The organism is Virgisporangium ochraceum (genome assembly GCF_016863655.1).
Taxonomy (GTDB): Bacteria; Actinomycetota; Actinomycetes; order Mycobacteriales; family Micromonosporaceae; genus Virgisporangium; species Virgisporangium ochraceum.
This window is the reverse complement of record NZ_BOPH01000020.1, coordinates 154975-178594: the sequence shown is the minus strand read 5'-3', so window position 1 is coordinate 178594 and position 23620 is coordinate 154975. Positions and strand designations below refer to the sequence as shown.

The following is a 23620-nucleotide window of genomic DNA, read 5'->3' as shown; positions in this document are numbered from 1 at the left end:
ATGCCGAGCGAGGACCCGGAAGAGCACAGACAGTTTCGTGAGTACTTCGTGGCCCGGCGCGACACGGTGCGCCGGACCGCCTACATGCTGTGCGGAGACTGGCACTGGGCCGACGACCTGACCCAGAGCGCGTTCATGCGGCTGGCGGTGAACTGGCGCAAGGTCCGCGACCGGCAGGCCCTCGACGCGTTCGTGCGCACGTGTCTCATGCGGGCGTACTTCTCCGACCTGCGCAAGGTGTGGCGCCGGCGCGAACGGTCCGTCGCCGATCCGCCCGACCTCGCGGTCGCCGGCGAGGGGACCGACGACCGGGCGGCCTTCCTGTCCGCGCTGCGCCGGCTGCCGCCGCGCCAGCGTGCGGTCCTCGTATGCCGCTACTACCAGGACCTCGACGTGGCGGCGACCGCGCAGACGCTCGGATGTTCCCCCGGGACGGTTCGCAGCCAGGCCGCGCGCGGGCTCGCGAAACTGCGGGACCTGCTCGCCGAGAACGGGGACCTGACGACGGTGGAGGGCACACGGTGAACCGGATCGAGGATCGTTTCAAGGACGCGGCCGGAACCGCCATGCCGGCCAGCCGGCTCTCCGCCGACGCGGTCTACGCCGCGGGATGGCGCCGGCAGCGTCGACGCGTCGCGACGTTCGCGGCCGCCGGCATCGCCGCCGCCCTCGTCGTCGCGCTCGTCGGCGTCGACCTGCTGGGATCGGCGGGCGACAACCGCGTGGCCCGCGACCCGCGCCCGGACGCGACGGGGGAGGAGCCGCCGCCGGGGTGGCTGACCGACGGCGGACTCGTGACGGCCGTGGCGACCGACGCCGACCACCTGTACGCGGTGAAGACCGTCTGCAGGGTGAAGGAGCAGTGCTCCTACCGCCTCGTCGGCTCCGACGACGGCGGCGCGACCTGGACCGTCCGCCAGGAGCCCTTCGGCGACGCGTTGAACTACGAGGTGGAGGTGCCCGCCGCCGGGGTGCTCCACCATATGGTGACGACGCCCAACCCCGACTACGTCGACGCCGACCCGGAAAGCCCGAAGATGCTGTCCCAGCGGAGGATCAGCACCGACGGCGGCCGGACCTGGGTGGACGTGCGCGAGGTCACCGCACCGGTCGACGCCGTACCGGCCGGCGGCTGGATCGAGTGCCGGCAGGTCAGGGACGACCCGTGCGCGAGCCTGATCGCCTTCGACCCGGCGAACGCGCGCGCGGCGCCGCTGCGGAAGCAGCCGGACCTCAGGATGTTCACGATCAGGCAGCTGCCGCAGTCGGCGGGGTTCTGGCTCATCGGTTCCGACCCCGCGACCAACAGGTTCCTCGTCGCCACCACCGCCGACCGTGGCCGCACCTGGACCACGCACACCCCGCCGGACGACCTCTTCGCCCCGGTCTCCGTCGACGGTGTCACCGGGTACGCCATCGTCAGCGACTCCTACCCGGTGCGACCGACCGGCCCGAACCCGACGGTCTCCCCGACGGAGTCGAAGAAGCGCGTCTACCGCACGGTCAACGGCGGCCGGACCTGGGAGCGGGTCGACCCCGACCGGACGCTCCCCGACGGCGCCCTCGGCGTCGCCGAGTCCTACGTCGCCGGAGACGGCACGCACGTGGTGCTGATGTCGACGGACCGGTACCTGCGCAACTACGCGGCGCCGTTCGAGCGGTACACGAGCAGCGACGACGGTCGGACCTACCGGAAGGGCGGTGCGGTGACCGGGCTCGGCGACAAGCTGACCCGCGACCACAGGACCACCGGCCTCGTCACCACGACCGTGCCGGGGGTCTACGTCGCCCGTGACGACGAGGCCGTCTACCGCTCGACCGACGGACTCCGGTGGACCCGCCACGTGGTGCCGTGATACACAATCTGCTCCGTGGACGAGATCGGTGAGTGGGTGGTCATCGCCGAGGCGCGGCGGCCCTCCGACGCCCGGTCCGACGCCCTGAACTGGTTCACCGAGGCGGGGTTCACGCTGAACCCCCAACCCGGGCGGGCCGGCTTCGGCGTCGAGGGTGTCGACGACGAGCAGATCAGGGTCGATGCGCTGTTCAACGGGACGTGGTGGCGGGTGAGCCTGCGCCGCGACGCGATGCCGTGACATGGGGAGCTCCGTCCGGAGCTCCCCATGTCGGCTAGCACCAGTTCAGCGCCGAGTTCACCCGGGTGACGTTGCGGACGACGTTGTTGGCGCCGCCGCACGGGCTCTGGGTGATGTTCGTGTTCGTGACGGTCAGGTTCTGGAACGTGATCCCGGACGAGATCGGGAACTCCGACCGCGCCGCGACCCGCACCTCGCCGCCACCGGTGATCGTGCCGGACACGCCGGCGATGGTCACGTTGTAGCAGTTCTCGATCAGCACCGAGTTGTTGCCGGTGTTGGAGATCGTGACCCGGTCGATCACCGCGCCGCCGCTCTCGGACACGCAGAAGATGCCCCGGCCGCCACCGCTGGCGATGACGGTGCCGACCCGGATGTTGGTCGGGTAGCCGCTGCCCACGCGGCCGTTGCGGTTGGCCATGCGGAACGCGGCGTACCCGGTGCCGGCGCCGGCGTTCTGCGCGTCGACGGTGCCGACCGTGGCGTTGATGGTGTCGTTGAACAGCAGGCCGGACTCGCCGACGTTGCGGGCGGTCACGGTGCCGATGGTGATGCCGTCGACGCCGTAGGTCTCCACGCCGTGCGAGCTCGTGCCCTGCGCGTACACGGTGCCGATGGAGATGTTGCGGACCTTCACCGCGCGGTCGCCGCCGTGGTTGTCGATGCGCACCCCGAGCCCGCTGCCGACCCGGAGGTCGATGCGGCCGAGCGTCAGGTTGTTCACGTTGCGGAAGAACATGCCGTAGACCGGCGTGCCCGTGATGTTCAGGTTCTGGACCTCGACCTGGGTGGTGCCGCGCGAGTAGACCGGTGCCATGTCGCCGGATCCGGACCCGGTGACGTTGATCGTCCCGCAGACGTCGAGCACGGTGTAGCTGGGTAGCGACAGCCGGGACGCGGCGCTCATCGAGCCGGACCCGCGCACCACCACGCGCTGCTTGCTGGTGCGGCCCGCGGTGAGGCTGTTGACCGCGCCCTGCATCGCCGACAGCATGCTGGTGCCGGTGTAGACGGTGGAGCTTCCGTTGCGGGCGGTCCACGTGCTGCCGCTGACGGTCACCTCGGCGTTGAACGAACCGGAACCGCAGCCGGTACCGGGGTTGCCGGGGGTGGAGCCGATCTGGACGAGCTGCCACTGCTGGTTGTTGCCGCCCAGGTCGTCGAACTGGGAAACGCGTCCACCGTCGGCTGTGGACCATTCCCACACCTCGAGCGCCATGTTGCTGTTGCGGTTGATCAGGCGCACGTAGCCGCCGGCCGAGTCGGCGAGCCGGAACTGCTGGTTCCATCCGTTGGTGTCGGCCCACTGCACGACGTTGGCGCCGCCGGCGGTGGAGCGCTCGAAGATGTCGAGCACCTTGCCGCTGTGGCGGGACTTCAGCCGGTAGTAGCCGTCGCCCGAGGAGACGAACTGCCACTGCTGCTGGTTGCCGTCGTTGCGCGCCCACTGGACGATCGGGGCGCCGTCGGTGGTGGCGAAGTTGTACAGGTCCAGGGCCTTGCCGCTGTGCCGGTTCACCAGCACGTACCAGGCGTTGGTGTCGACCGTGGCGGCGGCGGCCGGCTTCGGGACGAACGTGAGCGATGCGAGCAGCACGATGAGGACGGCGCCGAGTGACGCGCCGATCGACCGACCGTGCCGCCCGTACCCCTGCGTATGGGTGGCGGGCATGGGGTGTCTCCTTGGCGGAAGGTGACCCGCGACGTGCCCGCTCCCACCTCCGGCCCGACTACGTCCTCGAACCGGCCACCCCGGCGATGTTATCGTTCACAACACTCCGGGGCGCGGTGCTCATCGATTCAGGTCTATGCGTTTGCCCGATTCTGACCAGGCCCGGCCGATGTGTCAACCGGCGCTGTGCGCGGTGGCTCGGTGGGGTTCGCGGTGGCGCGGCGGGGTGGGCAAGCAGTGCGGGCACGCGGCGCGGTGGGCGCGGCGGCGCGGGGCGCGCGGGGTGTGCGGCGTGCGGGGCGCGCGGCGGCGCGTGCGAGCAGGGCAGGGTCGGGGCGGCCCGGGTGGGCTGGAGTACGGCTGGGGCGACGGCGAGACGGGGCCGGGCCGTTGGGCGGGGTCGATCCGGCCGGTCCGGCCCGGTGGTTGCTCCCTGTGTGCGGCGCCGGTGGTCTACGGGGTTGTCGATTGTCAGGATCGGTGTTCGGGGGAAGGGCACCTGTTGGGTGGTGGTGGGAGCGCGCGTGCAAGACAGGGCAAGAGAAGCATTTCGGGCGGCCAGGGGTACCTCGTTCGCGATCTTGGACGTCTGTACATGCGATGCGGTGCATCGGCGTCCAAGATCGGGCTCCTGGGTGCCGGCTCGGTGCTCCGTCGGGCTCTGCGTGTCCGAAAACCGCCAACCGGCCGCCCGGGGGCGGGAGGGCGGGAGAAGGTCAGGCGTGTTGGGCGCAGCACGGGGTGGGGTTGGGGACCTCGAACGGGGCCAGGTGGCCGTCGGCGGCCGGGGTGGTCACCAGCGTCAGCCGGCCGTCCGTCCACTGGGGACGGACGAAGTCCCTGGTCTGCACCGGCGTCTCCGGGCGCGGTGGTGGGGCGCCGAGGACCACCACCGCCTCGATCGCGCTGGCGGCCAGCAGGTCGGCCACGGTGCGGGTCCCGGTGAGGCGGTCGCGGCCGGGGAAGTGCGACGCGCGTCCCGAGCGGCCCGAGGCGTGCGCGGCCCGGGCCACCTCGGCGGCGCGGGCCAGCGGGTCGGGCACCCCGGGAAGGCCGTCGGGCACGCTCGGCCCCGGCACCGCGAGGCTGACCGCCACGTGCGGCCACGGCGTCCGGACCAGGTGGGTGCAGGCGACCACGCCGTCGACGAGGTCCAGGCCGGTGGCGGCCAGCACGTCGTCGAGCCAGTGCTCGGCCTCCGCGACCGTGCCGTGGCCGGCGTCGAGTCCTATGTAGACCGGCGTCATCGGGGGAGGACCCAGATCGGGTTGGCGTAGAACCAGAGGTCGCCCCACGGGTCGGCGTTGCCGACCACGTCCATCGCCGGTCCGGCCGGGTCGACGGCCGCGCCGTGGAAGCCCGGCGCGGTGCGGTTGCCGTCGGTTCCGCGCACCCGCACGTAGAACGGACCGTCGACGCGCGGGAACCGGTGCGTGAACGTGACCCGCTTCGAGCCGGCGGCGACCTCGAACGACCTCACCACCTTCGTGCCGGGCGCGGCGAAGACGTCCCGGTCGGCGGCGGGTCCGGTGACCGGACCGGCGATGACGTCGACCCGCTTGAGCACCGGCACGAACTGCGCCCAGTTCGGCGTGCGGGCCAGGTCGATCCCGATGGTCAGGTCCACAGTGGACCCGCGCCGCACGGTCGCGGTGCCCCCGAGCGTGGTGGACCGGTTCACCCGGATGTCGAGGTTGCGGACGAGGCCACCGTGGTCGACCCAGATCCGGCCGTCGCGCAGGCCCTCCATCACCGCCCGGTAGCTCGCGCCGGTGGCGCCGACGTGGGTCCGGCTGTAGTAGCCGGGCCAGTAGTCACCGGCGGTGCTGTTGGGCGTGCCGCCGTGGACGGGGTCGTTGTAGAAGCCGTTGGCGGCGAAGTCGCTGCCCGGACCGCGGGCCACCGTGTCGAGGTAGACGAAGTGGGCGTCGGAGTTCGCGGTGACCCACCACGGCCGTCCCTCGGCGAGCAGGCTGTCCCACAGGCCGCCGACGGTCGCGGTGAAGAAGTCGAACCCGCCCCAGGTGCGGTAGCTCTCCAGCGGGTAGCCGGGGAACGACGCGGCCGACGGGGCGTTGTCGTAGAAGCCGCGGCCGCTGCCGGGCCCGTGCGGCGCCGGGATGCCGGCGGCCTGGTGACCGGGTGCGCCCTCCATGCCGACCGCGATGCCCGGCGCGGCGTCCCGCCAGCCGCGGAACTCGTGCGGCGAGTCGACGCCGCGACGGGCCGGGTGGTTGGCGAGGAACAGCGCGTGCTCGACGCGGCGCCGCTTCACGGCGTCGGCCAGGAAGTCGAGACCGGCGATCCCGTGCGCCTCGTTGGCCTGCGACGAGCCGCTGGTGCCGGTCACCGAGCCGTCGAAGGCGTTCTCGAACTCCTTGAGGACCGCGACCTCGTCGCGCCCGGGCGTGACGAACACCGTGCCGTGCTCGGCGGCGGGGATGTTCCACTCCAGGCCCTGGAAGACGAGCATGCCCGGCAGTTCCTCGCGGGCCGCCACGATGCCCGGGTTGACCTTCTCCACGCCGATCTTCGCGTGCGCCACGCTGCCGTGGTCGGTGACCACCATCCAGTCCAGCCCGTACGCGGCGGCGTGCCTGGCCTGGTCGATCACCCGGTAGACGGCGTCGGAGCTGTACTGCGTGTGGATGTGGTGGTCGCCGGCCAGCCACCGCAGCTGCCCGCCGTGGCCCCGGTCGCCACCACCGGGGTCCGCCGACGCGGCCGACCCGCCCACGCCGGCGAACACGCCGCCGGCGGCCGCACCGGCGCCGAGCAGGCCGGCGCCGCGCAGGAACCCGCGCCGGCCCAGCTCGGCGGGCGACAGCTCGCTGTCGGGAACCGAGGTGTCCAGAACCGCCGGAACGTCCTGCGGCGCGAACGGCGCGTCGTGGCTGTGGTGGTGACCGTGGCTCATGCGACTGAACCTCGCGGAGAACGGCGAACGCGACGTGACGGATCAGCGTCGTCGATGCGAACGGGTCAGGAATCCGGTGTGGTCTCCGCCAGGTCGGCGGGCCGGAACGTGTGCCCCGCCTCCTCGAGCCGGCGGATCGCCTCGTTCCGGGTCACCGCGAGCAGGTGCGCCTCGACGGTCGCGTCGGTCCGCAGCTCGGCGAACAGCTCGCGCACGGTGCCGTCGACGATCGCGGGATCGGTGTCGGGGAACCGTTCCCGCACCACCTCGACCTCGCGCCGGATGCCGAGCTCGAGGTCGCCGAACGCGATCATCCCGGACCGCTCCGCGCTGGTGTCGTCAGTCATGGTCACTCCCTCTGCCGTGGGTCGTCAGAAGCTACCCATGGCCGGTGAGCGCTCAGCCACGTCCAGGTGAACGTTCGGCGCTGTCCGCCGATGGCGCCGAGGGACGCACGACCACCATGCCCGTCGCCGGCCGCCGGACGGCCGGTGACCAGAACAGACACCCCGCGGCGGCGACGGCGGGGGTCAGCAGCAGGTGCACGCCGTGCCGCGTGGCGGCCCAGTTCCCGCTGACCGCGAGCAACGTCCCGAACCCGGCGGCCAGGTACAGCGACAGCGCGACGCCGGGCTGGCGCAGCAGCCGCATCGGCCGGGACTCGGTCGCGTCGGCGACCCGGTCGGCCCAGGCCCGTCCGGTGGCCCGGGCGAGCCGGACCGGCGCGCCCAGCACGAGCAGCGCCGGCACCGCGAACGCCGCGACGAGCGGCTGCAGCACGGTGACCGTCCCCGACGGGTCCACCTGCGCGAACTGCACCGTGCCGGCCGCGACCAGCAGCGACCACCCCGCTACCCAGGCGGCCGTCCGCCGGTGCGACCAGCCGGCGCCGGCCGGACGCCCGGCCGCGGGCGGACCGGCCGCGGCGCGGGCGGCCGCGAAACGTGCGGCCGTGAGATAGGCGACCACCGCGACCACCGCGACGGCCAGCAGCACGGGCTCGGGGATCCAGCGCACCGCCGGCGTGAGCGGCGCGTCGAACACGATCGAGCCGAGCTCGTTCGGCGGCGCCGTCCGCGACAGCGCCGCCGCGAGGCCCATCGTCGCGGCGAGGAGGAGCAGTTCCGCGCCCGCGACGCGGAGGAACACCCGGGTGTGCCCGGCGGCGAGCGCGGGCAGCGACCGGCGCCGGTGCCACCAGCCGAACGCGCCGAGAGCCGCGAGCGCGCCCACCTTGGCCGCGAGCACCACGCCGTAGCGGGTCGAGACGAGGTCGGACCACCGGTCGAGACGGGCCGCGGCGGAGACCACCCCGGTGGCGACGGTGATCGCGAAGCACCACCCGGCGACGAGGGAGAAGCGCGTCGTGGCGGCGGCGAGGTCCGTCCTCGATGGACGGACGCCGAGCACGAGTGCGACCAGTCCGCCGGTCCACACCACCGCCGACGCCGCGTGCAGCATCAGCGCCGACGTGATCACCTGGTGGTTGCCGGCGCTGCTGGCGTGCCCGGACGCCACCGGCGGCAGCACCGCCACGACCGCGAGCACGGTCAGTACCGCCGCCGCGTCGGCGCCGCGGAGGAACCGGCAGCCGGCGGCGACCACGAGGGTCAGCACGAGCGTGGTCAGCAGCGCCTGCCCGACGGCCACCTCGGTGACGAAGAACCACAGGCTCCGCGGCCTCAGCACGTCCAGCACCGGCATCCCGAACACCTCGGCCGTACCGACGCAGACGCGGACCGCCGTCACGGCCGTCCACACGAGGACGGGCGTCGCCCACATGCGTCCACCGGTGAGGAACGCGGCCGACAGCAGCATCCCGACGACCGCGACCGCCGACAGCGTTCCGGCCGTGCCCGCGACCGGCACCAGCCACGGTGCCCAGCCGAGGTCGAGCCCGAGCACGTCGGCGGAGCGGGCGTTGTCGCGGATGTCGCGCGCGGTGACCGTCAGCACCACGACCGCGGCGAGCACGACACCGGCACCGCCGAGCACCACGCGGCGCCGGACGTGCGGGCGGTCCGTGCGGTCGGGGCCGATGGCGGCGGTGGTGGTCACCATGCCCGGTGGTACGGACCGCGGGCGCTCCCGGGTCCGCCGGACTGTGTGATCGTTGACCGGTGACCGACGTTCGAACGGTGGACCTCGACGGCATGCGCGTGAGCTACCGGTCCACCGGTGACCCGCGGGGACCCGTGGCGGTGCTGCTGCACGGCGGGGGCAGCGACGCGTCGACCTGGGACCGGTTCGCGGCCGCGCTCGCCGGCGCGGGATGGCGGGCCATCGCCCCGGACCTGCCCGGGCACGGCGGCAGCACCCGGCTGCGCGCCTACACGCTCGCCACCCACCGCGACGCGGTCGCGGGGCTGCTCGACGCGCTCGGGCTCGACCGTCCGGCGCTGGTCGGACACTCGCTCGGAGCGCACACGGCGTCACTCGTCGCGATGGACCGGCCGGTGAGCCGGCTCGTGCTCGAGGACCCGCCGGCCCCGTCGCGCGACGGCGAGCTGGCCGCCGAGCTGTCGCCGACCCGGGTCGCCGCGCTGTTCGCCGGCAGCCTCCTGCGCCGCGGCCGGTACCACCCGCGGGCACTGACCTCGGCGATCCGCGAGCTCCGCCGGCCCGACCCGTCCTGGTGGCAGCGGCTGCCCGCGATCACCGCTCCGGCGCTGGTCCTCTCGGGCGGGCCGCGCAGCCACCTCGCGTCGCGACGCACCGCCGAGGTGGCCGCCGAGCTCCCGGACGGCCGGTTCGTGACGATCCCGGTCGGCCACCGGATCCACAGCCTCGCCCCCGACGACTTCCGTGACGCGGTGCTGCCGTTCCTGATGTAGACCATCGTTCAGTGGACCTGGGAACGGTTGCGGGGCAGGATATGGGGTCGATCGCGGGGGAGGTTCCACAGGCGTGCGTTGGCCACTGGTGGCGGCGGGGGTGACCGGCTGGCTACGGCAGGGTCCGTGGGCCATGCTCGTGCTGGCGGTGTTCACCGTCGCCACCCTCGCCGCCGCGTCGGCGCCGATGTTCGACGAGGCCTCCGACAACGCGGTCTTCGCGCAGCGGCGGGCGGCGATCCCGCAGACGGCCGGCCAGAACGAGGACGTGGCGGTGCGGCTCACCGCCTCCACGTCACCGGAGAGCAAGGACCAGGAGGTCGCGCTGCGCGAGCTGCGCGCCGTGCCGCACCTGTCGGCGCCGACGCTCGGCGGCGCGTCGGTCGGCGCGGAGATCGCGAAGTCGCGCCGGTGGCGGTCGACGGTGACGTCCGGTGGGCGCTCCGAGATCGCGCGGCTGCTCGCCGTGGAGAACCCGGCCGCGCGTCTCGTGGCCGTCGGCGCCGCGGCGGCCGAGGGCGTCTGGCTGCCCCAGCCGGTCGCCGCGGACCTCGGCGTGCGTGCCGGCGACACCGTCACCTACGCGATCGACACCACCCCCGCCGCTCCACCCGGGGTCGCGGTCAAGGTGGCGGGCGTCTACGCGGTCACCGGGAGCCGGGTTCCGGCCGACAAGCCCGGCGCGCCGCAGTCGTGGGCGCGGCAGCAGGGCGACTTCCCACCCGACCCGTCGACCCGGACGTTGAAGGCGCACCTCGTCATCGGCGACATCGCGACCATCGAGAAGCTCGCCGACGCGAGCGGCGACCGCATGCTGTGGTGGGCCGACGCGGCGCTCGTCCCCGGCGCCACGATGACCGAGGCGCGGGAGGCCGCCCGCGGGATCGCCGGCATGCGCACCCGCTACCTCGGCCGGGTGAGTACCGACCCCGAGGCCACCGTCACGCCCCGGGTGGCCAGCGGCGTGGCCCAGGTGGTCGTCGACGCCGCCCGCACGGCCGAGACCGTGCAGCAGCGCACCCGCGTGGCCGGCTGGGCGGCCCTGCTGATCGCGGTCGCCTCGGTGCTCGCGATCGGGCTCCTCGCGGTGCGCCGACGGCGGGTGGAGCTGCGGCACAGCGTGGGGTCGGGGCTGTCACCGTCCACTGTGGGCACCCTGTGGTTCCTGGAGCACCTCGTTCCCGCCGTGCCGGCGGCGGCCGCCGGCTGGGCGTTGGCGTGGCTGCTCGTCGACCGGCTGGGGCCGCCGGGCGCGGTCACCGCGACGTCGCTGCGACCGGCGCTGGTCGCGGCCGTCGTCGCGGCGCTGGTGGGTCCGGTGGTCGTCGCGGTGGTGGCGGCCGGGTCGGCGGCGCGCCGGGTCCGGCCGGCGGTGCCGGTCGCTCCGCGCCGGCCCCGGCCGTGGGGTCTGCTCGTGGTCGTGGCGGCCGCGGTTGCCGCGGTCGGCCTGTGGGGGACCACGCAGGCGCGCGGCGTCGACCTCGTGGTCCCGTTGCTCGTTCTCGCCGCCGCCGGGGTCGTCGGTGGCACGCTGCTCGTGCGGTTCGCGTCCCTGAGAAGGAGACGGACCGCGACGGACACCGCGCGGCCGGCGGTGACCTGGTGGCTGCTGCGCCGGCGCCTCGCCGCCGGCGGCGAGCGGGTGCTCACCGTGATGCTGCTGACCACCGGTCTCGGCATGCTGGCGTTCACGGTGTCGGCGGTGCACACCGTCGACGTGAACATCGCCGACCGGGTGGACACGGCCGCCGGAACCGCCGCGATCGCCCGGATCGAAGGGTCATGGGCGCTCGACGAACAGGCGGTGCCCCAGCCGCCGGAGCCGAAGCCCGGAGACGCGCCACCGCCCAGCGGCCTCGTGCCCGGCGTTCGGACACCACCGCTGCCCGGCCACGCCGCCCTGGTCTGGCGGTTCGACGCCTACACCCCCTACGACGAAGGGCTGCGCGACCTCGTGATCGTCGAGCCCGAGACGCTGCTGCCGGTGGCCCGGTGGGGGCGCGGCGACGACCTGGCCGCGGCCCGGCGCGCCGTCGAGGAGCTGAGGAAACCGTCGTCCGGCCCGGTGGTGCCGGCGATCGTCGTCGGTGACCCGTCGGTGGCGAAGCTCGACGAGATGCCGGTCGTGCTTCCCGGATGGAACGGGCGGCTGCGCGTCGTCGCGCACCTACCGGCGTTCCCCGGGATGGGCAACCGGGCCATGTACGTCGTACCCGGCGCGGCCATGTTCCCCCAGCTCGGCCGCGAGGACCCGCGGCTGCGCCCGGAGAACGGATTCACCGGGGGCTTCTTCACCACCGAGGTGTGGAGCTCGGCCGGTCTCCTCGGCATCGACGAGGTGACCGCGCCGCGCGCGGTGAAGGTCGAGCAGACCGTGACGATCGCGCGGTACCGGCAGGATCCGCTGTACGTGGCGGCCGGCCAGTCGCGCGGCTACGAGCTGGCGATCGCGGCGTACCTGGCGCTCCTGGCCGTGGTCGCGCTGGCGCTGCACGCCGACCGCACCGCCGTGGCCGCCCGGCCCGGCGACCTGATGCTGGCCCGCGTCGGCGTCGGCCGGGCGCGGATCGTCGGCGCGCGGGCGGCCGAGCTGGTGACGCTCGTCGTGGTGGCGGTGGTGTGCGCGGTCGGCGCCCTGGCGGGGCTGGCGCCGCTCGCGGCCCGGCTGCTCGACCCGAACCCCGGCCAGGTGCCGGAGCTGCGGCTGGCCGTGCCGCCGGCGGCGGTCGCCGTCACCGCCGGCGTCGCCGTGCTCGCGGCGCTGATCGCCGCCGGGCTGGCCGTGATGCGCTCGTCGGCGCGGGAGGAGGACGCGTTCCGTGGCGACGGATGACCTGCTGACCGGGGGAGAGCTGCTCCAGCTGTACCCGGCGCCGACCGGTGCCACCCAGGCGCTGCGCGGCGTCGACGTGGTGGTGCGGCCGGGCGCGGTCACCGCGATCACCGGGCCGTCGGGCAGCGGGAAGTCGAGCCTGCTGGCGATCCTCGCGCTGCGCGAGCGTCCCGCCGGAGGAGACCTGCGGTGGCGCGGCCGGCCGGTCGCGACGCTGGGCCGGCGGGACCTGCACCGCATCCGCCGCCGCGACATCGGGTGGATCGCCCAGGTGCCGGGGCACGGCCTCTTCCCGCAGCTGACCGCGCGCAGGCAGCTGACGCAGGTGGCGCGGCTGCGCCGGGTCCCCGCGGACCCCGACACGGCGCTGCGCGCCCTCGACCTGACCGCCCGCGCCGGCGCCCGGCTCACCGCGATGTCCGGCGGCGAGCAGCAGCGCCTCGCGGTGGCGGCGGCAGCGGTCGGACCGCCGGCGCTGATCGTGGCCGACGAGCCGACCGCGGAGCTCGACGACGCCACCGCCGACCTCGTGCTGGCGCACCTGCGCTCGTGCGCGGCCGCCGGCGCCGGCGTGGTGATGGCGACCCACGACGCCCGCGCGGTCGCCTACGCCGACACGGTGCTGCACCTCAGCCGGGGCGTGCTGTCGGGCACCACGTCGCAGACCGACGCCGGCAGCGCGCACGCGTTGACGATCGACGGACAGGGCCGGCTGCAGCTACCCGCGGACGCGCTGGCCGTGTTCCCGGCCGGCCGGGTCGTGGTGACGGTGGGGGACGGTCACGTGGAACTGAGGCCCGAGTCATGAGTCTGGTGGAGGTCGCCGGCGTCACCCACACCCGCGGCTCGACGATCGTGCTGCACGACATCGACCTGCGGCTCGACGCCGGCCGGCTGGCCGTCCTCGCCGGCCGGTCGGGGTCGGGCAAGTCCACGCTGTGCCACCTGGTCGCCGGCGTGATGACGCCCTCGAAGGGCGACGTGCGCGTCGACGGCGTCGCCGCGCACCGCGTGCGCGACTGGGCCGCCGTGTCGCTGCTGCCCCAACGGCTGGCCCTCGCCACCGAGCTGACCGTCGCGGAGAACGCGTTGCTGCCGGCCCGGATCCGCCGCCGCACGCCCGAGGCAGACCTGCTGGAGAGCCTCGGGCTGGCCGGCATCGCGGGCCGGCCGGTACACCAGACGTCGCAGGGCGAACGGCAGCGCACGGCGCTGGCCCGGGCACTGGTGCTGCGCTCGACCGTGGCGGTGCTCGACGAGCCCACCGGTCACCAGGACGACGAGCACGTGGGCATGGTCGTCGACGCGCTGCGGGCGGCCGCCACCGCCGGGACGCTCGTGCTCGTGGCGACCCACGACCAGCGCATCATCGACGTCGCCGACGACGTGGTGCGGCTGAGCTCCGGCCGCGTCTCCGGCTGATCGGACCTGAATGGTCTGGTCCACCAGACCTCGTTGCCCGTAGAGGCATTCGTGCTGGTCGACGCGTGTCGACGCGGCTCATCGAGGCTCATCTGTAGAGTGCCGTGTCGAACGGCTGTCGAAGCGCGTCGAACGCAGGCATCGGCGTCGATCGTGCTGATGCCGGACTTTATTGATGGAGCTCTTTACTTTTGATCGATCAGTACATAAGTTTCTCCCAGAACCCCCAAAGTTCCTCGTAGGCCTTTCACCAACGGCGCGGCTACCGCCGGCATGCGCAGTTCGGATCCCCTCCCCTCGAACGGGATGACCGCGGGCTGAACCGTGCGCGCGAAACGCGGCCTGCTCATCCACCGGTGTCCCGAAGGGGGATCCATGGCCGATCTGTTACGCAGGCTCCTCTCGCGGCGGTCGGTGCTCGTCACCGGCGCCGCCGCGGCCACACTCCCGGCGGCGGCGCTGGGAACCGTCGTCACCGGGAACCCGCCGCCCGCGAAGGCCGCGGGCGCCACGCGCAAGGTGACCATCTACGCGGAGGCCCTACCCGGCAACCTGTTCGGCTACGGGCTCGCGCCGGGCCAGGCGACCGTGCCCGGCCCGGTGCTGGAGATGTACGAGGGCGACACGCTCGAGGTCACGCTCGTCAACACGACCAACCAGCGGCTGTCGATCCACCCGCACGGGGTGGACTACAGCGTCGACTCCGACGGCAGCCCGCTGCACAACTCCTTCAATAACCCCGGTGAGACCCGGACCTACGTCTGGCGCTCGCGCGAGATGTTCGCGGCCGCCGGCCGGCGATTCATGCCCGGCAGCGCCGGCTACTGGCACTACCACGACCACGCGATGGGCACCGACCACGGCACCGGCGGGCTCATCCGCGGCCTCTACGGCGCGCTGATCGTGCGCCGGCGCGGCGACATCCTGCCCGACAGGCAGTTCACGGTCGTCTTCAACGACCTGACCATCAACAACAGGGTGGCGCCGAACGCGCCGCAGTTCGAGGCGAACCTCGGCCAGCGGGTCGAGTGGATCGCGATCGGCCACGGCAGCCAGTTCCACACGTTCCACCTGCACGCCCACCGCTGGGCCGACAACCGCACCGGCATGCTCGAGGGCCCGACCGACCCCAGCCAGGTCGTCGACAACAAGGACCTCAACCCCGGCAGCTCGTTCGGGTTCCAGGTGCTGGCCGGCGAGGGCGTCGGACCCGGCGCGTGGATGTACCACTGCCACATCCAGTCGCACTCCGACACCGGCATGGTCGGCATCTTCCTGGTCCGCAACGCCGACGGCAGCATGCCGGCGGGCGCTCAGGAAGCCATCGACAAGCACCACGGACACACCCACGTCGCCGCGCAGCAGGCTGCTCACGGCGCGACGCAACCGCAGTTCGTCGCCCCGCCCGAGGTGCGCGGTCCCGACCCCGACCACCAGCACGTCCACGGCGACTGAACCCTCCCCAACGAAGGAGCCACGGATGACCCCGCTATCAGGCTTCCGACGCAGAAGGTGGCGGCCCGCGTTGGCCGTCGCCACCGTTGTCGCTCTCACCGTCGGCCTGCCGCTGGCGCCCGTGTCGGCCGCGCCGTCACCGGTGCGCGAACCCGCCGGCGCGCAGGACGCCGGCGTGCAGGTGCTGGCGTTCCACGGCCCGGTCGGCGACCAGCAGGACCCGGTGCAGAAGGCGGCCGACGAGATCGCCGAGGTCGGCGCCGACAACGACGTCGCGGTGACGGTCTCCGACGACCCGGCCGTGTTCACCCCGACGAACCTCGCGAAGTACCGCGGCGTGGTGTTCCTGTCGGCCGCCGGCGCCCCGCTGACCGGTGACCAGGAGACCGCGCTGCAGAACTACGTCCGCGCGGGCAACGGTTTCCTCGGCATCGGCGACGCCGCGAAGGCGCAGCCGGACTCGACCTGGTTCACCGGGCTCATCGGTACCCGTCCGGTCGGCTCGGTCGACAACCCGCTACCCGTCGCCGCCGTGACGGCCAGCGCGGAGAACCCGCCGAACGAGACCAAAGAGAAGCTCATCGACAACAACTCGGCCACCAAGTGGCTGACGTTCGCCAACACCGGCTGGGTGGCCTACCGCCTCACCAACCCCGCCGCCGTGAACGCCTACGCGCTCACCTCGGCCAACGACTTCGCCGGCCGCAACCCGCGCGACTGGACCCTGCAGGGCTCCCAGAACGGCACCGACTGGACCGACCTCGACCGGCGCACCGGCGAGACGTTCCCGAACCACCCGTTCCAGATCCGCCGGTTCACGTTCGCCAACACCACGACGTACGCGCACTACCGGTTGAACATCACCGCGAACGCGGGCGAGCCGATCATCCAGCTCGCCGACCTGCGGCTGTTCGCCGGTGACCCGACGCCTCCCCCGGTGCCGTCGGTACAGCAGAGCGTCGTCGACATCCTCGACCGTCAGCACCCGGCGACGGCGACGCTGCCGCTCAAGCTGACCCGCTCGGACCGCTGGTACAACTGGGACCCGAACCCCATCGGCACCGTGCACACGGTCGCGCAGGTCGAGGAGTGGAAGCACAACGCGGGCCAGGGCGCGAACGGCGCGTTCCACCCGGTCTCGTGGTGCAGGGACTACGACGGCGGCCGCTCGTTCTACACCGGCATGGGCCACACCGTCGGCAGCTACGACGAGGCCGCGTTCCGCACCCACCTCGCCGGCGCGCTGCGCTGGACCACCGGCATCGAGCGCGGTGACTGCCAGGCGACGATCGCGTCGAACTACAAGATCGAGCGGCTGACCGCCACGAACCAGGCCGGGCAGCTCGACCAGATCGGCGAGTCGCACGGGCTGACCGTCGCGCCCGACGGCGGCGTGTTCTACGTCGGCAAGGCCGCCTGCCCGAGCGGGCCGGTCGTCGACTGGAGCAACCCGAACGTGGGTCTCGGCTGCGGCACGATCCACCGCTTCGACCCCGCGACGAAGGGCGTCAAGCTGCTCACCACGTTGCAGGTCATGGGCAACCGGGGCAGCGGCGACGAACTGGTGAAGAACGAGGAGGGCCTGCTCGGCATCGTCACCGACCCGAACTTCGCCCAGAACAACTGGATCTACGTCTACTGGATGCCGCACGCGTCGATCGACCGCACCACGCGCGTCGGCCAGCGGACCGTCTCGCGGTTCACCTACGACAAGGTGAACAACACGATCGACCAGGCGACCCGCAAGGACCTCATCCAGTGGCCGGTGCAGATCCACAGCTGCTGCCACGCCGGCGGCGGCATGACGTTCGACGACAAGGGCAACCTGTACATCGGCTCCGGCGACAGCAACTCGTCGGGCGGGTCGGGCGGCTACTCCGGCAACAACTGGACCCAGGAGTTCGCCGGCATCTCGTTCCAGGACGCGCGCCGCACGTCCGGCAACACGAACGACCTCAACGGGAAGATCGTGCGGATCCACCCGGAGGCCGACGGCACCTACACGATCCCGTCCGGGAACCTGTTCCCGCCGGGCACCGACAAGACCCGGCCCGAGATCTACGTGATGGGCGTGCGCAACATCTCGCGCCTGCAGTGGGACCCGAAGAACAAGTGGCTCACCGCCGCCTGGGTCGGCCCGGACGCCGGGTCGCCGAACCCGGAGCTGGGACCGGCGAAGTACGAGACGGCAACGGTCATCACCGAGGCCGGCAACCACGGCTGGCCGTTCTGCATGGGCAACAAGCAGCCCTACCGCGACCGCAGCAACACCGACGCGACGGTGCTCACCGGCTGGTACGACTGCAACGCGCCGAAGAACACCTCTCCGCGCAACACCGGTCTGGTCGACCTGCCACCGGTGAAGAACAACATGATCTGGTACTCACCCGACGGCGGCGGCCCGGTCTTCCCGAACCGTCCCGGCAGCAACATCCCGACCTACAACGCGGCCGACGCCACCTACACGCAGCCGTACCTGACCGGTGGCTCCCAGGCCGTGATGAGCGGCCCGACCTACCACCGCTCGCTGGTCAACGTGAACAGCGGCGTGGCGTGGCCGGCGCACTGGGACAACAAGTGGTTCATCGGTGACCAGTCGGGTCCGCAGAACCGCGTGGCGGTGACGGTCGACCCGGCCGGGGTGGCGACGGCGCAGCCGCCGGTGTTCGCCGAGTCGCTGCGGGCCATCGTTCCGTTCGGCGGCACCAGCACCACGGTGCAGGGCTGGATGGACGCGAAGTTCGGCACCGACGGCGCGCTCTACCTGCTCGACTACGGCGGCGGCTTCTTCAGCCTGCACCCGAACCAGAAGCTGATCCGGGTGGCGTACCAGGGTGGCCCGGCCACCCCGGCACCGGCGGCGACCGCCGTCGCGGTCCAGAACAAGCCGTTGACGTACCAGTTCAACGGGTCGCGTGCCGGTGGCGTGTCGTGGCAGTGGAGCTTCGGCGACGGTGCCACGTCGACGGAGGCGAACCCGCGTCACACCTACGCCAAGGTCGGGACCTACACCGCGCGGCTCACGGTGACCTACGCCGACGGTGAGGTCGCCGAGGTGAGCACGACGGTGACCGTCAGCTGCGTGGTGCCCGACCGCGGAACCACCGTGACCATCGGCGACACCGACACCGGGGTGGCGAACCGGGTCGTGGGTGGCGGCTGCGCCGTCGACGACCTGATCGACGACGACAGCACGTGGGCCGACCACGACAGCTTCGTGCGCCACGTCGACGCCGTCGCCGGCCAGCTCCAGCGCGACGGTGTCCTCAATGGACGCGAGGCCGGAGCGCTGACCCGCGCGGCGGCGTCGTCGCCGATCGGCCGCACCGGGCACGTGGGGTACGAGGGCATCTTCGACGGCACACCGGAGTCGCTGGCCGGCTGGATCCAGGCACCGTCCGGGTCGTTCACGCTGCAGCCCGACGGGTCCCTGCTCTCGCAGGGCGGGCTGGGCATGCTCTGGTACGGCGCGAGGGAGTACGGGAACTTCTCGCTGAAGTTCCAGTTCAAGGACTCCTCGGCGGGCACGACGCGCGCCAACAGCGGTGCGTTCGTGCGGTTCCCCGACCCGCGCATCCCGTTGGCACAGCGGCCTCCGGGCAGCTGCGGCACGGTCGGCTCGGCGCAGACGTCGCAGGCCTGGGTGGCCATCTACTGTGGACACGAGATCCAGATCTACGACGGTGAGACCGGCGAGCCGCAGAAGACCGGCTCGGTCTACAACTTCGACCCGGTCCTGTCGCTGCAGCAGGGTGGCGCCACGCCCAAGGGTGTATGGAACGACTACGAGATCCGCGTGGTCGGCCAGCACTACACGATCGTCCGCAATGGCGTGGTGATCAACGAGTTCGACAACACGCCCGGCAAGCAGTCCTCGCGGGCCGGTGACCCGCCGACCGACCTCCGCCAGTTCGCCAGCGGCTTCGTCGGGCTGCAGAACCACGGGAACGCCGACCTGATCGAGATCCGCAACGTTCGCGTGAGGCAACTGTGAAACAGCTCGTCGCCGTTCTACTGCTGGTCCTGTCAGCGTTCGTGGTGTCCCCGGCGCCCGCGGTCTCCGCGGCGCCGGGGGCGCCCCCGCGGCTCGCGGCGCAGACCCTGACCTGGACTGCCGACAACGACATCACGCGGTACAAGAGCGCGCCGACCAGCGCGCAACCCGGTGAGACGACGATCGTCTTCGAGAACAGCGAGGCGACCGGCAACACCATCCTGATGTCGCACACGCTCACGTTCGACACCTCGACGCCGGGCTACAACCACGACGTCTCGTTGAACATCCTCGCCAACCCGTTCGACGCGAACAACGGCCGGCACACCGCGACCGTCACGCTGACGCCGGGGAAGTACCGGTACTTCTGCACGATCCCCGGGCACGGCTCGATGGTCGGCGAGTTCACCGTGAGCGGTGACCCCGTCGAGGACGAGACCGCGCCGACCGTGAGCGGAACCGTCAGCGGGCAGCGCGACGCCCAGGGCAACTACGTCGGCTCGGCGACGGTCACCGTGCAGGCGACCGACAACGCCGGCGGCTCGGGTGTGGCGAGCGTCGAGTACCAGGTCGACGACACCAGCTGGACCCCGTACACCGCACCGGTCGTGGTGTCGGGCATCGGTGACCACTCGGTGCAGTTCCGGGCCACCGACAACGCCGGCAACGTGTCGCCGGTCGGCTCGGTGCAGTTCCGCGTCGTCGAGCCGCAGCAGCAGGACACCACGCCGCCGACGGTCACCGCGGCCGTCACCGGCGACCGTGACGCGCAGGGCCGCTACGTCGGGAGCGCGACGGTCACCGTCACCGCGACCGACAACACCGGCGGCTCCGGCGTGGCCGGCATCGAGGCCTCGGTCGACGGGGCGCCGTTCCTGCCGTACACCGCGCCGATCGTCGTCGACGACCCGGGCGAGCACATGGTGCACTACCGGGCCGTCGACAACGCCGGCAACGTGTCGCCGGAGGGCATGGCCGGCTTCACGGTCGTGGAGCCGGAACCGCAGGACACCACGCCACCCACGGTCACCTCGTCGGTGTCGGGCAACCGCGAGCCGGACGGCGACTACATCGGCCTGGCGACGGTGACGGTGACCGCGACCGACAGCGGGTCGGGGGTCGCCGGCGTGGAGTACTCGCTCGACGGTGCGGCGTTCGTCGCGTACACCGCGCCGGTCGAGGTCCGCGCACTCGGGGCGCACACGGTGCGGTACCGGGCCACCGACGTCGCCGGGAACGTCTCGCCGATCGGGTCGACGTCGTTCACGGTCGTGCAGCCGCCGGCCGAGGACGTGGTGCCACCGGCGACGACGGCCACGGTCACCGGGAGCCGCGACGCCAACGGCAGCTACATCGACACCGCGACCGTCACGGTCACCGCCACCGACAGCCAGTCCGGCGTGCGCACCGTGGAGTACGCGCTCGATGCCGGTGCCTGGACCGTCTACAGTGGACCGATCGCCGTCGGCACCGCCGGGCCGCACTCGGTGCGGTACCGGGCCACCGACAACGCCGGCAACGTCGCGGCCGAGAAGACCGTCTCGTTCACCGTCGTGGAACCCGGGTCGGACGCGTGCCCCAACTCCGACAACCGGGCCACCGTGGTCATCCGCGGTCACGACACCGGCGTCTCCAACAAGGACACCGGCAACGGCTGCACCATCAACGACCTGGTCGCCGAGAACGGGGAGTACCCCGACCACCCCACGTTCGTGCGGCACGTCCAGTCGGTCACCGCGCCGCTGGTCACCGCCGGCCTCATCACCCGCCGCGACCAGGGGGCCATCGTCCGGGCCGCCGCCGCGTCGGACATCGGTACCCGCAGCGTCCACGCCTTCTTCTGATTGGGAGACCTTGATGCAGAGCAAAACCGTCGCCAGGCTCGCGGCGCTGACCGCGGTCGTCACCGCGTCCGTCGTGGGCGCGGCCGCACCGGCCGCGCAGGCCGATCTCATCACCTACTGCATCGGGACGGGCGGGGCGGTGACCGTGCCGAACGACCTCTACGTTCCGCCGGGTGAGTCCTGCGCGCTCGAGGGGACCACGATCACCGGCAACGTCCAGGTGGCCGCCGGCGCCAACCTGGTCGTCAACAACGGCACCATCAGCGGCGAGATCCGGGTGGCCGCCGACGGCTACCTCGACACGTCGGGCACGACCGTCGGCGGGCAGATCGTGCTCGCCGCCGGCGGCTTCGGCGTCTTCCTCAAGAACGGCACCAGCGGCACGGTGACGCTGCGCCCCAAGGGGAACCAGACCATCGAGGGCTTCCTGTACGTGGAGAACACGTCGATCACCGGCAACGTCGCGGTGAACGTCGGCGAGGTCCGGCTCGACGCCAACACCCAGGTGACCGGCAACGTCAACAGCAGCGGCGCCTACTACACCGACGTCCACGACTCCTTTGTGGACGGTGCGCTCTCGGTGCTGAACAACGCGACCGGCAGCGTCGTGTGCGGCAGCGCCGTGCGCGGCAAGGCGACGTTCGCCGGCAACCTCGGCGGCGTGCAGCTCGGCCCGAACGGGACCCTGGACGGCTGCGCCTCCGGCAGCTACTACGGCCGCGACGTGAGCATCTCCAACACCTCCGGCGGGGTGTCGCTGGACGACAACATCATCAACGGCCAGCTGCAGCTCGCCAGCAACAACCCGGCCGCGGTCGTGGCGCCGAGCAACCGCATCCGCGGCGGCGTCACCGGCGACCAGGCCCCGGCCGCCGCGGCGGCGGCACGCGCCGGCGCGAAGTCGGCCGCCGACCGTCCGACCACCGGCGACGACAAGGCCGCGGCCCGCACCTCGGCCGCGAAGACCGAGGCGGTCGCCGCCGGACCGGCGAAGCTGAAGTAGGCATTCCGAACCCGGCGGCCACTGGTGGCTGGCCGCCGGGCACCGGCGACGGGTGGCGCGCCGCCGGAGAGCGGCGGGCGGTCGGAGCGATCCGGCCGCCCGCCGCGCGCCGTCCTCCCGAACGCGGTGACGGCCGCACCGGGGGACCGCGGCTCCCGGCCGCGCGCGGGGTGCGGTAGGAAGGGCGCATGGAATCCGAGGCCATCACCACCGGGCGGCTGGACCTGCTGCCGCTGCGCGTCGACCATGCCGGGGAGATGGCGGAGGTGCTCTCCGACCCGGCCCTGCACACCTTCATCGGCGGGGAACCGGTGTCGCCGGAGGTGCTCCGGGCCCGGTACGAGCGCATGGTGCAGGGTCCGGACGATCCGGGTGTCTCCTGGTTGAACTGGGTCATCCGGCTGCGCGACGAGGACTGCCTGACCGGGTACGTCCAGGCGACCGTCGAAAGCGACGGTGCCGAGATCGCCTGGGTGGTCGGCACTCCCTGGCAGGGCCGGGGCATCGCCACCGAGGCGGCCAGGGGACTCGTGGAATGGCTCGACGCTCAGCGGGTCCCGACGATCATCGCCCATATCCACCCCGACCACCGCGCCTCCGCGAGCGTCGCGACGGCCGTGGGGTTGACCGCGACCGACGAGTGGCACGACGGCGAGGTCCGGTGGCACCGCGCGGCTACGCTCGGCGGTTGATGACACGGTCGAGGTGGTGGACGGTGGCGGTGGTCGTGGCCGCGATGGTGCTCGCCAACGTCGTCCTCCTGATGGTGAACCGCGACGCCGAGACGAAGCCGCGCGCGGGCGACGGGCCACGTCCCACGGCGAGCGGTCCGCTGTCGTCGACCGGCGCCTCGTCGTCGCCGAGCGGCGCCTCTTCGTCGTCGGGTGCGCCGGACGCGGGTGCCGCGACACCGCCCGGCGACGGGCCGCCGAACCACGTCGACAACAACGCCTGGAAGCAGGGGAACGACCCGTCGGCCGACGACCAGGCGGCGGGTGAGGACCTCGCCGCCCGGGTGCGGCCGACACTCGAGGCGCTGCGCGCCGCCGGCGACTTCAGGCCGGCGTCGACCCGCCAGGCGTTCCTCGACCTGGGGGTCGGCTCCGAGGCGATCACCGTCCGGTCGATGCGGGAGGCGGCCGGCGCGGTGTTCGGGGTGCGGGTCGGCGGCCGGGGCTGCGTGGTCGGTGACGTGCGGCCGGAGCGCGTGCTGGTGCAGGTGCGAGGCGCGGCCGCGGAGTACGGCTGCCTGGAGCCGTTCACCCACTGAGCCGGTCGCGGCGCACCTGGGTCTACGTGTGGCTGGCGGCCGCCGACGAACGCCGGTCCGAGGTCACGGTTCGGCAGCGAAGCCCCGCTGGCTCCGAGGGCTGACGGCGGGGTCGTGTGGATGAACCGGTGGATAACTCGTCGAAACCTGGGGGTAACACCACCGTTTCTGTGGACGGAGAAAGATTCTTGAGATTGCTTCGCCGGAACCCTTGTGTGGCGCGTGTTACGGCGGTAGAAATCTCACACGCCACCAGAGACGGGTAACCGGATCGAGGGGG

The 23620-nt window shown here is 72.7% G+C and carries 17 protein-coding genes and 1 pseudogene; 13 read left to right on the top strand and 5 right to left on the bottom strand.

What is annotated here, in order from left to right; genetic code table 11:
* From Voc01_RS08460 to Voc01_RS08450, 3 genes are read left to right on the top strand one after another with little or no spacing between them, the layout of a single operon-like run.
* Positions 1-525, top strand: a complete 525-nt coding sequence (locus Voc01_RS08460) for a SigE family RNA polymerase sigma factor (protein WP_203926728.1) — start codon at positions 1-3, stop codon at positions 523-525.
* Positions 522-1856 carry a sialidase family protein gene (locus tag Voc01_RS08455; protein WP_203926727.1) on the top strand — a complete coding sequence of 445 codons (1335 nt, stop codon included), beginning with the start codon at positions 522-524 and terminating at the stop codon, positions 1854-1856. The genes Voc01_RS08460 and Voc01_RS08455 overlap by 4 nt, the downstream gene beginning before the upstream one ends.
* A gap of 15 nt (positions 1857-1871) precedes the next feature.
* Positions 1872-2096, top strand: a complete 225-nt coding sequence (locus Voc01_RS08450; RefSeq protein WP_203926726.1) for a hypothetical protein — start codon at positions 1872-1874, stop codon at positions 2094-2096.
* A gap of 34 nt (positions 2097-2130) precedes the next feature.
* On the opposite strand, the gene Voc01_RS08445 is transcribed toward Voc01_RS08450, so the two are convergent.
* The 5 genes from Voc01_RS08445 to Voc01_RS08425 all read right to left on the bottom strand — a co-directional run bounded on the left by Voc01_RS08445 (position 2131) and on the right by Voc01_RS08425 (position 8746).
* Positions 2131-3768 carry an RICIN domain-containing protein gene (locus tag Voc01_RS08445; RefSeq protein ID WP_203926725.1) on the bottom strand — a complete coding sequence of 546 codons (1638 nt, stop codon included), beginning with the start codon at positions 3766-3768 and terminating at the stop codon, positions 2131-2133.
* 716 nt (positions 3769-4484) lie between these two features.
* Positions 4485-5015, bottom strand: coding sequence for a hypothetical protein (locus Voc01_RS08440; protein ID WP_203926724.1), 531 nt, complete (start codon positions 5013-5015; stop codon positions 4485-4487).
* Positions 5012-6685 carry a PHP domain-containing protein gene (locus Voc01_RS08435; RefSeq protein ID WP_203926723.1) on the bottom strand — a complete coding sequence of 558 codons (1674 nt, stop codon included), beginning with the start codon at positions 6683-6685 and terminating at the stop codon, positions 5012-5014. The genes Voc01_RS08440 and Voc01_RS08435 overlap by 4 nt, the downstream gene beginning before the upstream one ends.
* Before the next feature lie 65 nt (positions 6686-6750).
* Positions 6751-7032 (bottom strand): hypothetical protein, encoded by a 282-nt coding sequence (locus Voc01_RS08430; RefSeq protein ID WP_203926722.1) that lies wholly within the window; start codon positions 7030-7032, stop codon positions 6751-6753.
* A 52-nt stretch (positions 7033-7084) separates the two neighbouring features.
* Positions 7085-8746, bottom strand: coding sequence for a cytochrome c oxidase assembly protein (locus Voc01_RS08425; RefSeq protein WP_203926721.1), 1662 nt, complete (start codon positions 8744-8746; stop codon positions 7085-7087).
* Between the two features lie 59 nt (positions 8747-8805).
* Here Voc01_RS08425 and Voc01_RS08420 point away from each other — a divergent pair, with 59 nt between their 5' ends.
* The 10 genes and pseudogenes from Voc01_RS08420 (at position 8806) to Voc01_RS08375 (ending at position 23340) form a co-directional block, all read left to right on the top strand.
* Positions 8806-9519, top strand: a complete 714-nt coding sequence (locus Voc01_RS08420; RefSeq protein ID WP_203926720.1) for an alpha/beta fold hydrolase — start codon at positions 8806-8808, stop codon at positions 9517-9519.
* A 73-nt stretch (positions 9520-9592) separates the two neighbouring features.
* Positions 9593-12352, top strand: coding sequence for a hypothetical protein (locus tag Voc01_RS08415; RefSeq protein ID WP_203926719.1), 2760 nt, complete (start codon positions 9593-9595; stop codon positions 12350-12352).
* On the top strand, positions 12339-13160 hold the full coding sequence (locus Voc01_RS08410) for an ATP-binding cassette domain-containing protein (protein ID WP_203926718.1): 822 nt from the start codon (positions 12339-12341) through the stop codon (positions 13158-13160). Before Voc01_RS08415 ends, Voc01_RS08410 begins: the two co-directional genes overlap by 14 nt.
* Entirely contained in the window at positions 13157-13774 is a 618-nt protein-coding gene (locus tag Voc01_RS08405; RefSeq protein ID WP_203926717.1) for an ATP-binding cassette domain-containing protein, read from the top strand. The genes Voc01_RS08410 and Voc01_RS08405 overlap by 4 nt, the downstream gene beginning before the upstream one ends.
* A 375-nt stretch (positions 13775-14149) precedes the next feature.
* The gene (locus tag Voc01_RS08400; protein WP_203926716.1) at positions 14150-15229 is read left to right on the top strand and encodes a multicopper oxidase domain-containing protein; all 1080 of its coding nucleotides are present in this window, start codon (positions 14150-14152) and stop codon (positions 15227-15229) included.
* 25 nt (positions 15230-15254) lie between these two features.
* Complete coding sequence (locus tag Voc01_RS08395; protein ID WP_203926715.1) at positions 15255-19223, top strand: ThuA domain-containing protein; 3969 nt, start codon at positions 15255-15257, stop codon at positions 19221-19223.
* Positions 19220-20764: pseudogene (locus Voc01_RS08390) on the top strand (OmpL47-type beta-barrel domain-containing protein); the annotation flags it as partial. The gene Voc01_RS08395 and the pseudogene Voc01_RS08390, both read left to right, overlap by 4 nt.
* A 316-nt stretch (positions 20765-21080) precedes the next feature.
* Positions 21081-22070, top strand: a complete 990-nt coding sequence (locus tag Voc01_RS08385; protein ID WP_203926713.1) for a hypothetical protein — start codon at positions 21081-21083, stop codon at positions 22068-22070.
* Between the two features lie 188 nt (positions 22071-22258).
* Positions 22259-22762 carry a GNAT family N-acetyltransferase gene (locus Voc01_RS08380; RefSeq protein WP_203926712.1) on the top strand — a complete coding sequence of 168 codons (504 nt, stop codon included), beginning with the start codon at positions 22259-22261 and terminating at the stop codon, positions 22760-22762.
* Complete coding sequence (locus tag Voc01_RS08375) at positions 22762-23340, top strand: hypothetical protein (protein WP_203926711.1); 579 nt, start codon at positions 22762-22764, stop codon at positions 23338-23340. Before Voc01_RS08380 ends, Voc01_RS08375 begins: the two co-directional genes overlap by 1 nt.
* Positions 23341-23620 lie beyond the last annotated feature (280 nt).

Coding starts and splice junctions, on each gene's coding strand:
- Voc01_RS08460 (WP_203926728.1), top strand. CDS start 1: ATGCCGAGCGAGGACCCGGAAGAGCACAGACAGTTTCGTGAGTACTTC.
- Voc01_RS08445 (WP_203926725.1), bottom strand. CDS start 3,768: ATGCCCGCCACCCATACGCAGGGGTACGGGCGGCACGGTCGGTCGATC.
- Voc01_RS08440 (WP_203926724.1), bottom strand. CDS start 5,015: ATGACGCCGGTCTACATAGGACTCGACGCCGGCCACGGCACGGTCGCG.
- Voc01_RS08435 (WP_203926723.1), bottom strand. CDS start 6,685: ATGAGCCACGGTCACCACCACAGCCACGACGCGCCGTTCGCGCCGCAG.
- Voc01_RS08430 (WP_203926722.1), bottom strand. CDS start 7,032: ATGACTGACGACACCAGCGCGGAGCGGTCCGGGATGATCGCGTTCGGC.
- Voc01_RS08425 (WP_203926721.1), bottom strand. CDS start 8,746: ATGGTGACCACCACCGCCGCCATCGGCCCCGACCGCACGGACCGCCCG.
- Voc01_RS08405 (WP_203926717.1), top strand. CDS start 13,157: ATGAGTCTGGTGGAGGTCGCCGGCGTCACCCACACCCGCGGCTCGACG.
- Voc01_RS08400 (WP_203926716.1), top strand. CDS start 14,150: ATGGCCGATCTGTTACGCAGGCTCCTCTCGCGGCGGTCGGTGCTCGTC.
- Voc01_RS08395 (WP_203926715.1), top strand. CDS start 15,255: ATGACCCCGCTATCAGGCTTCCGACGCAGAAGGTGGCGGCCCGCGTTG.
- Voc01_RS08385 (WP_203926713.1), top strand. CDS start 21,081: ATGCAGAGCAAAACCGTCGCCAGGCTCGCGGCGCTGACCGCGGTCGTC.
- Voc01_RS08380 (WP_203926712.1), top strand. CDS start 22,259: ATGGAATCCGAGGCCATCACCACCGGGCGGCTGGACCTGCTGCCGCTG.
- Voc01_RS08375 (WP_203926711.1), top strand. CDS start 22,762: ATGACACGGTCGAGGTGGTGGACGGTGGCGGTGGTCGTGGCCGCGATG.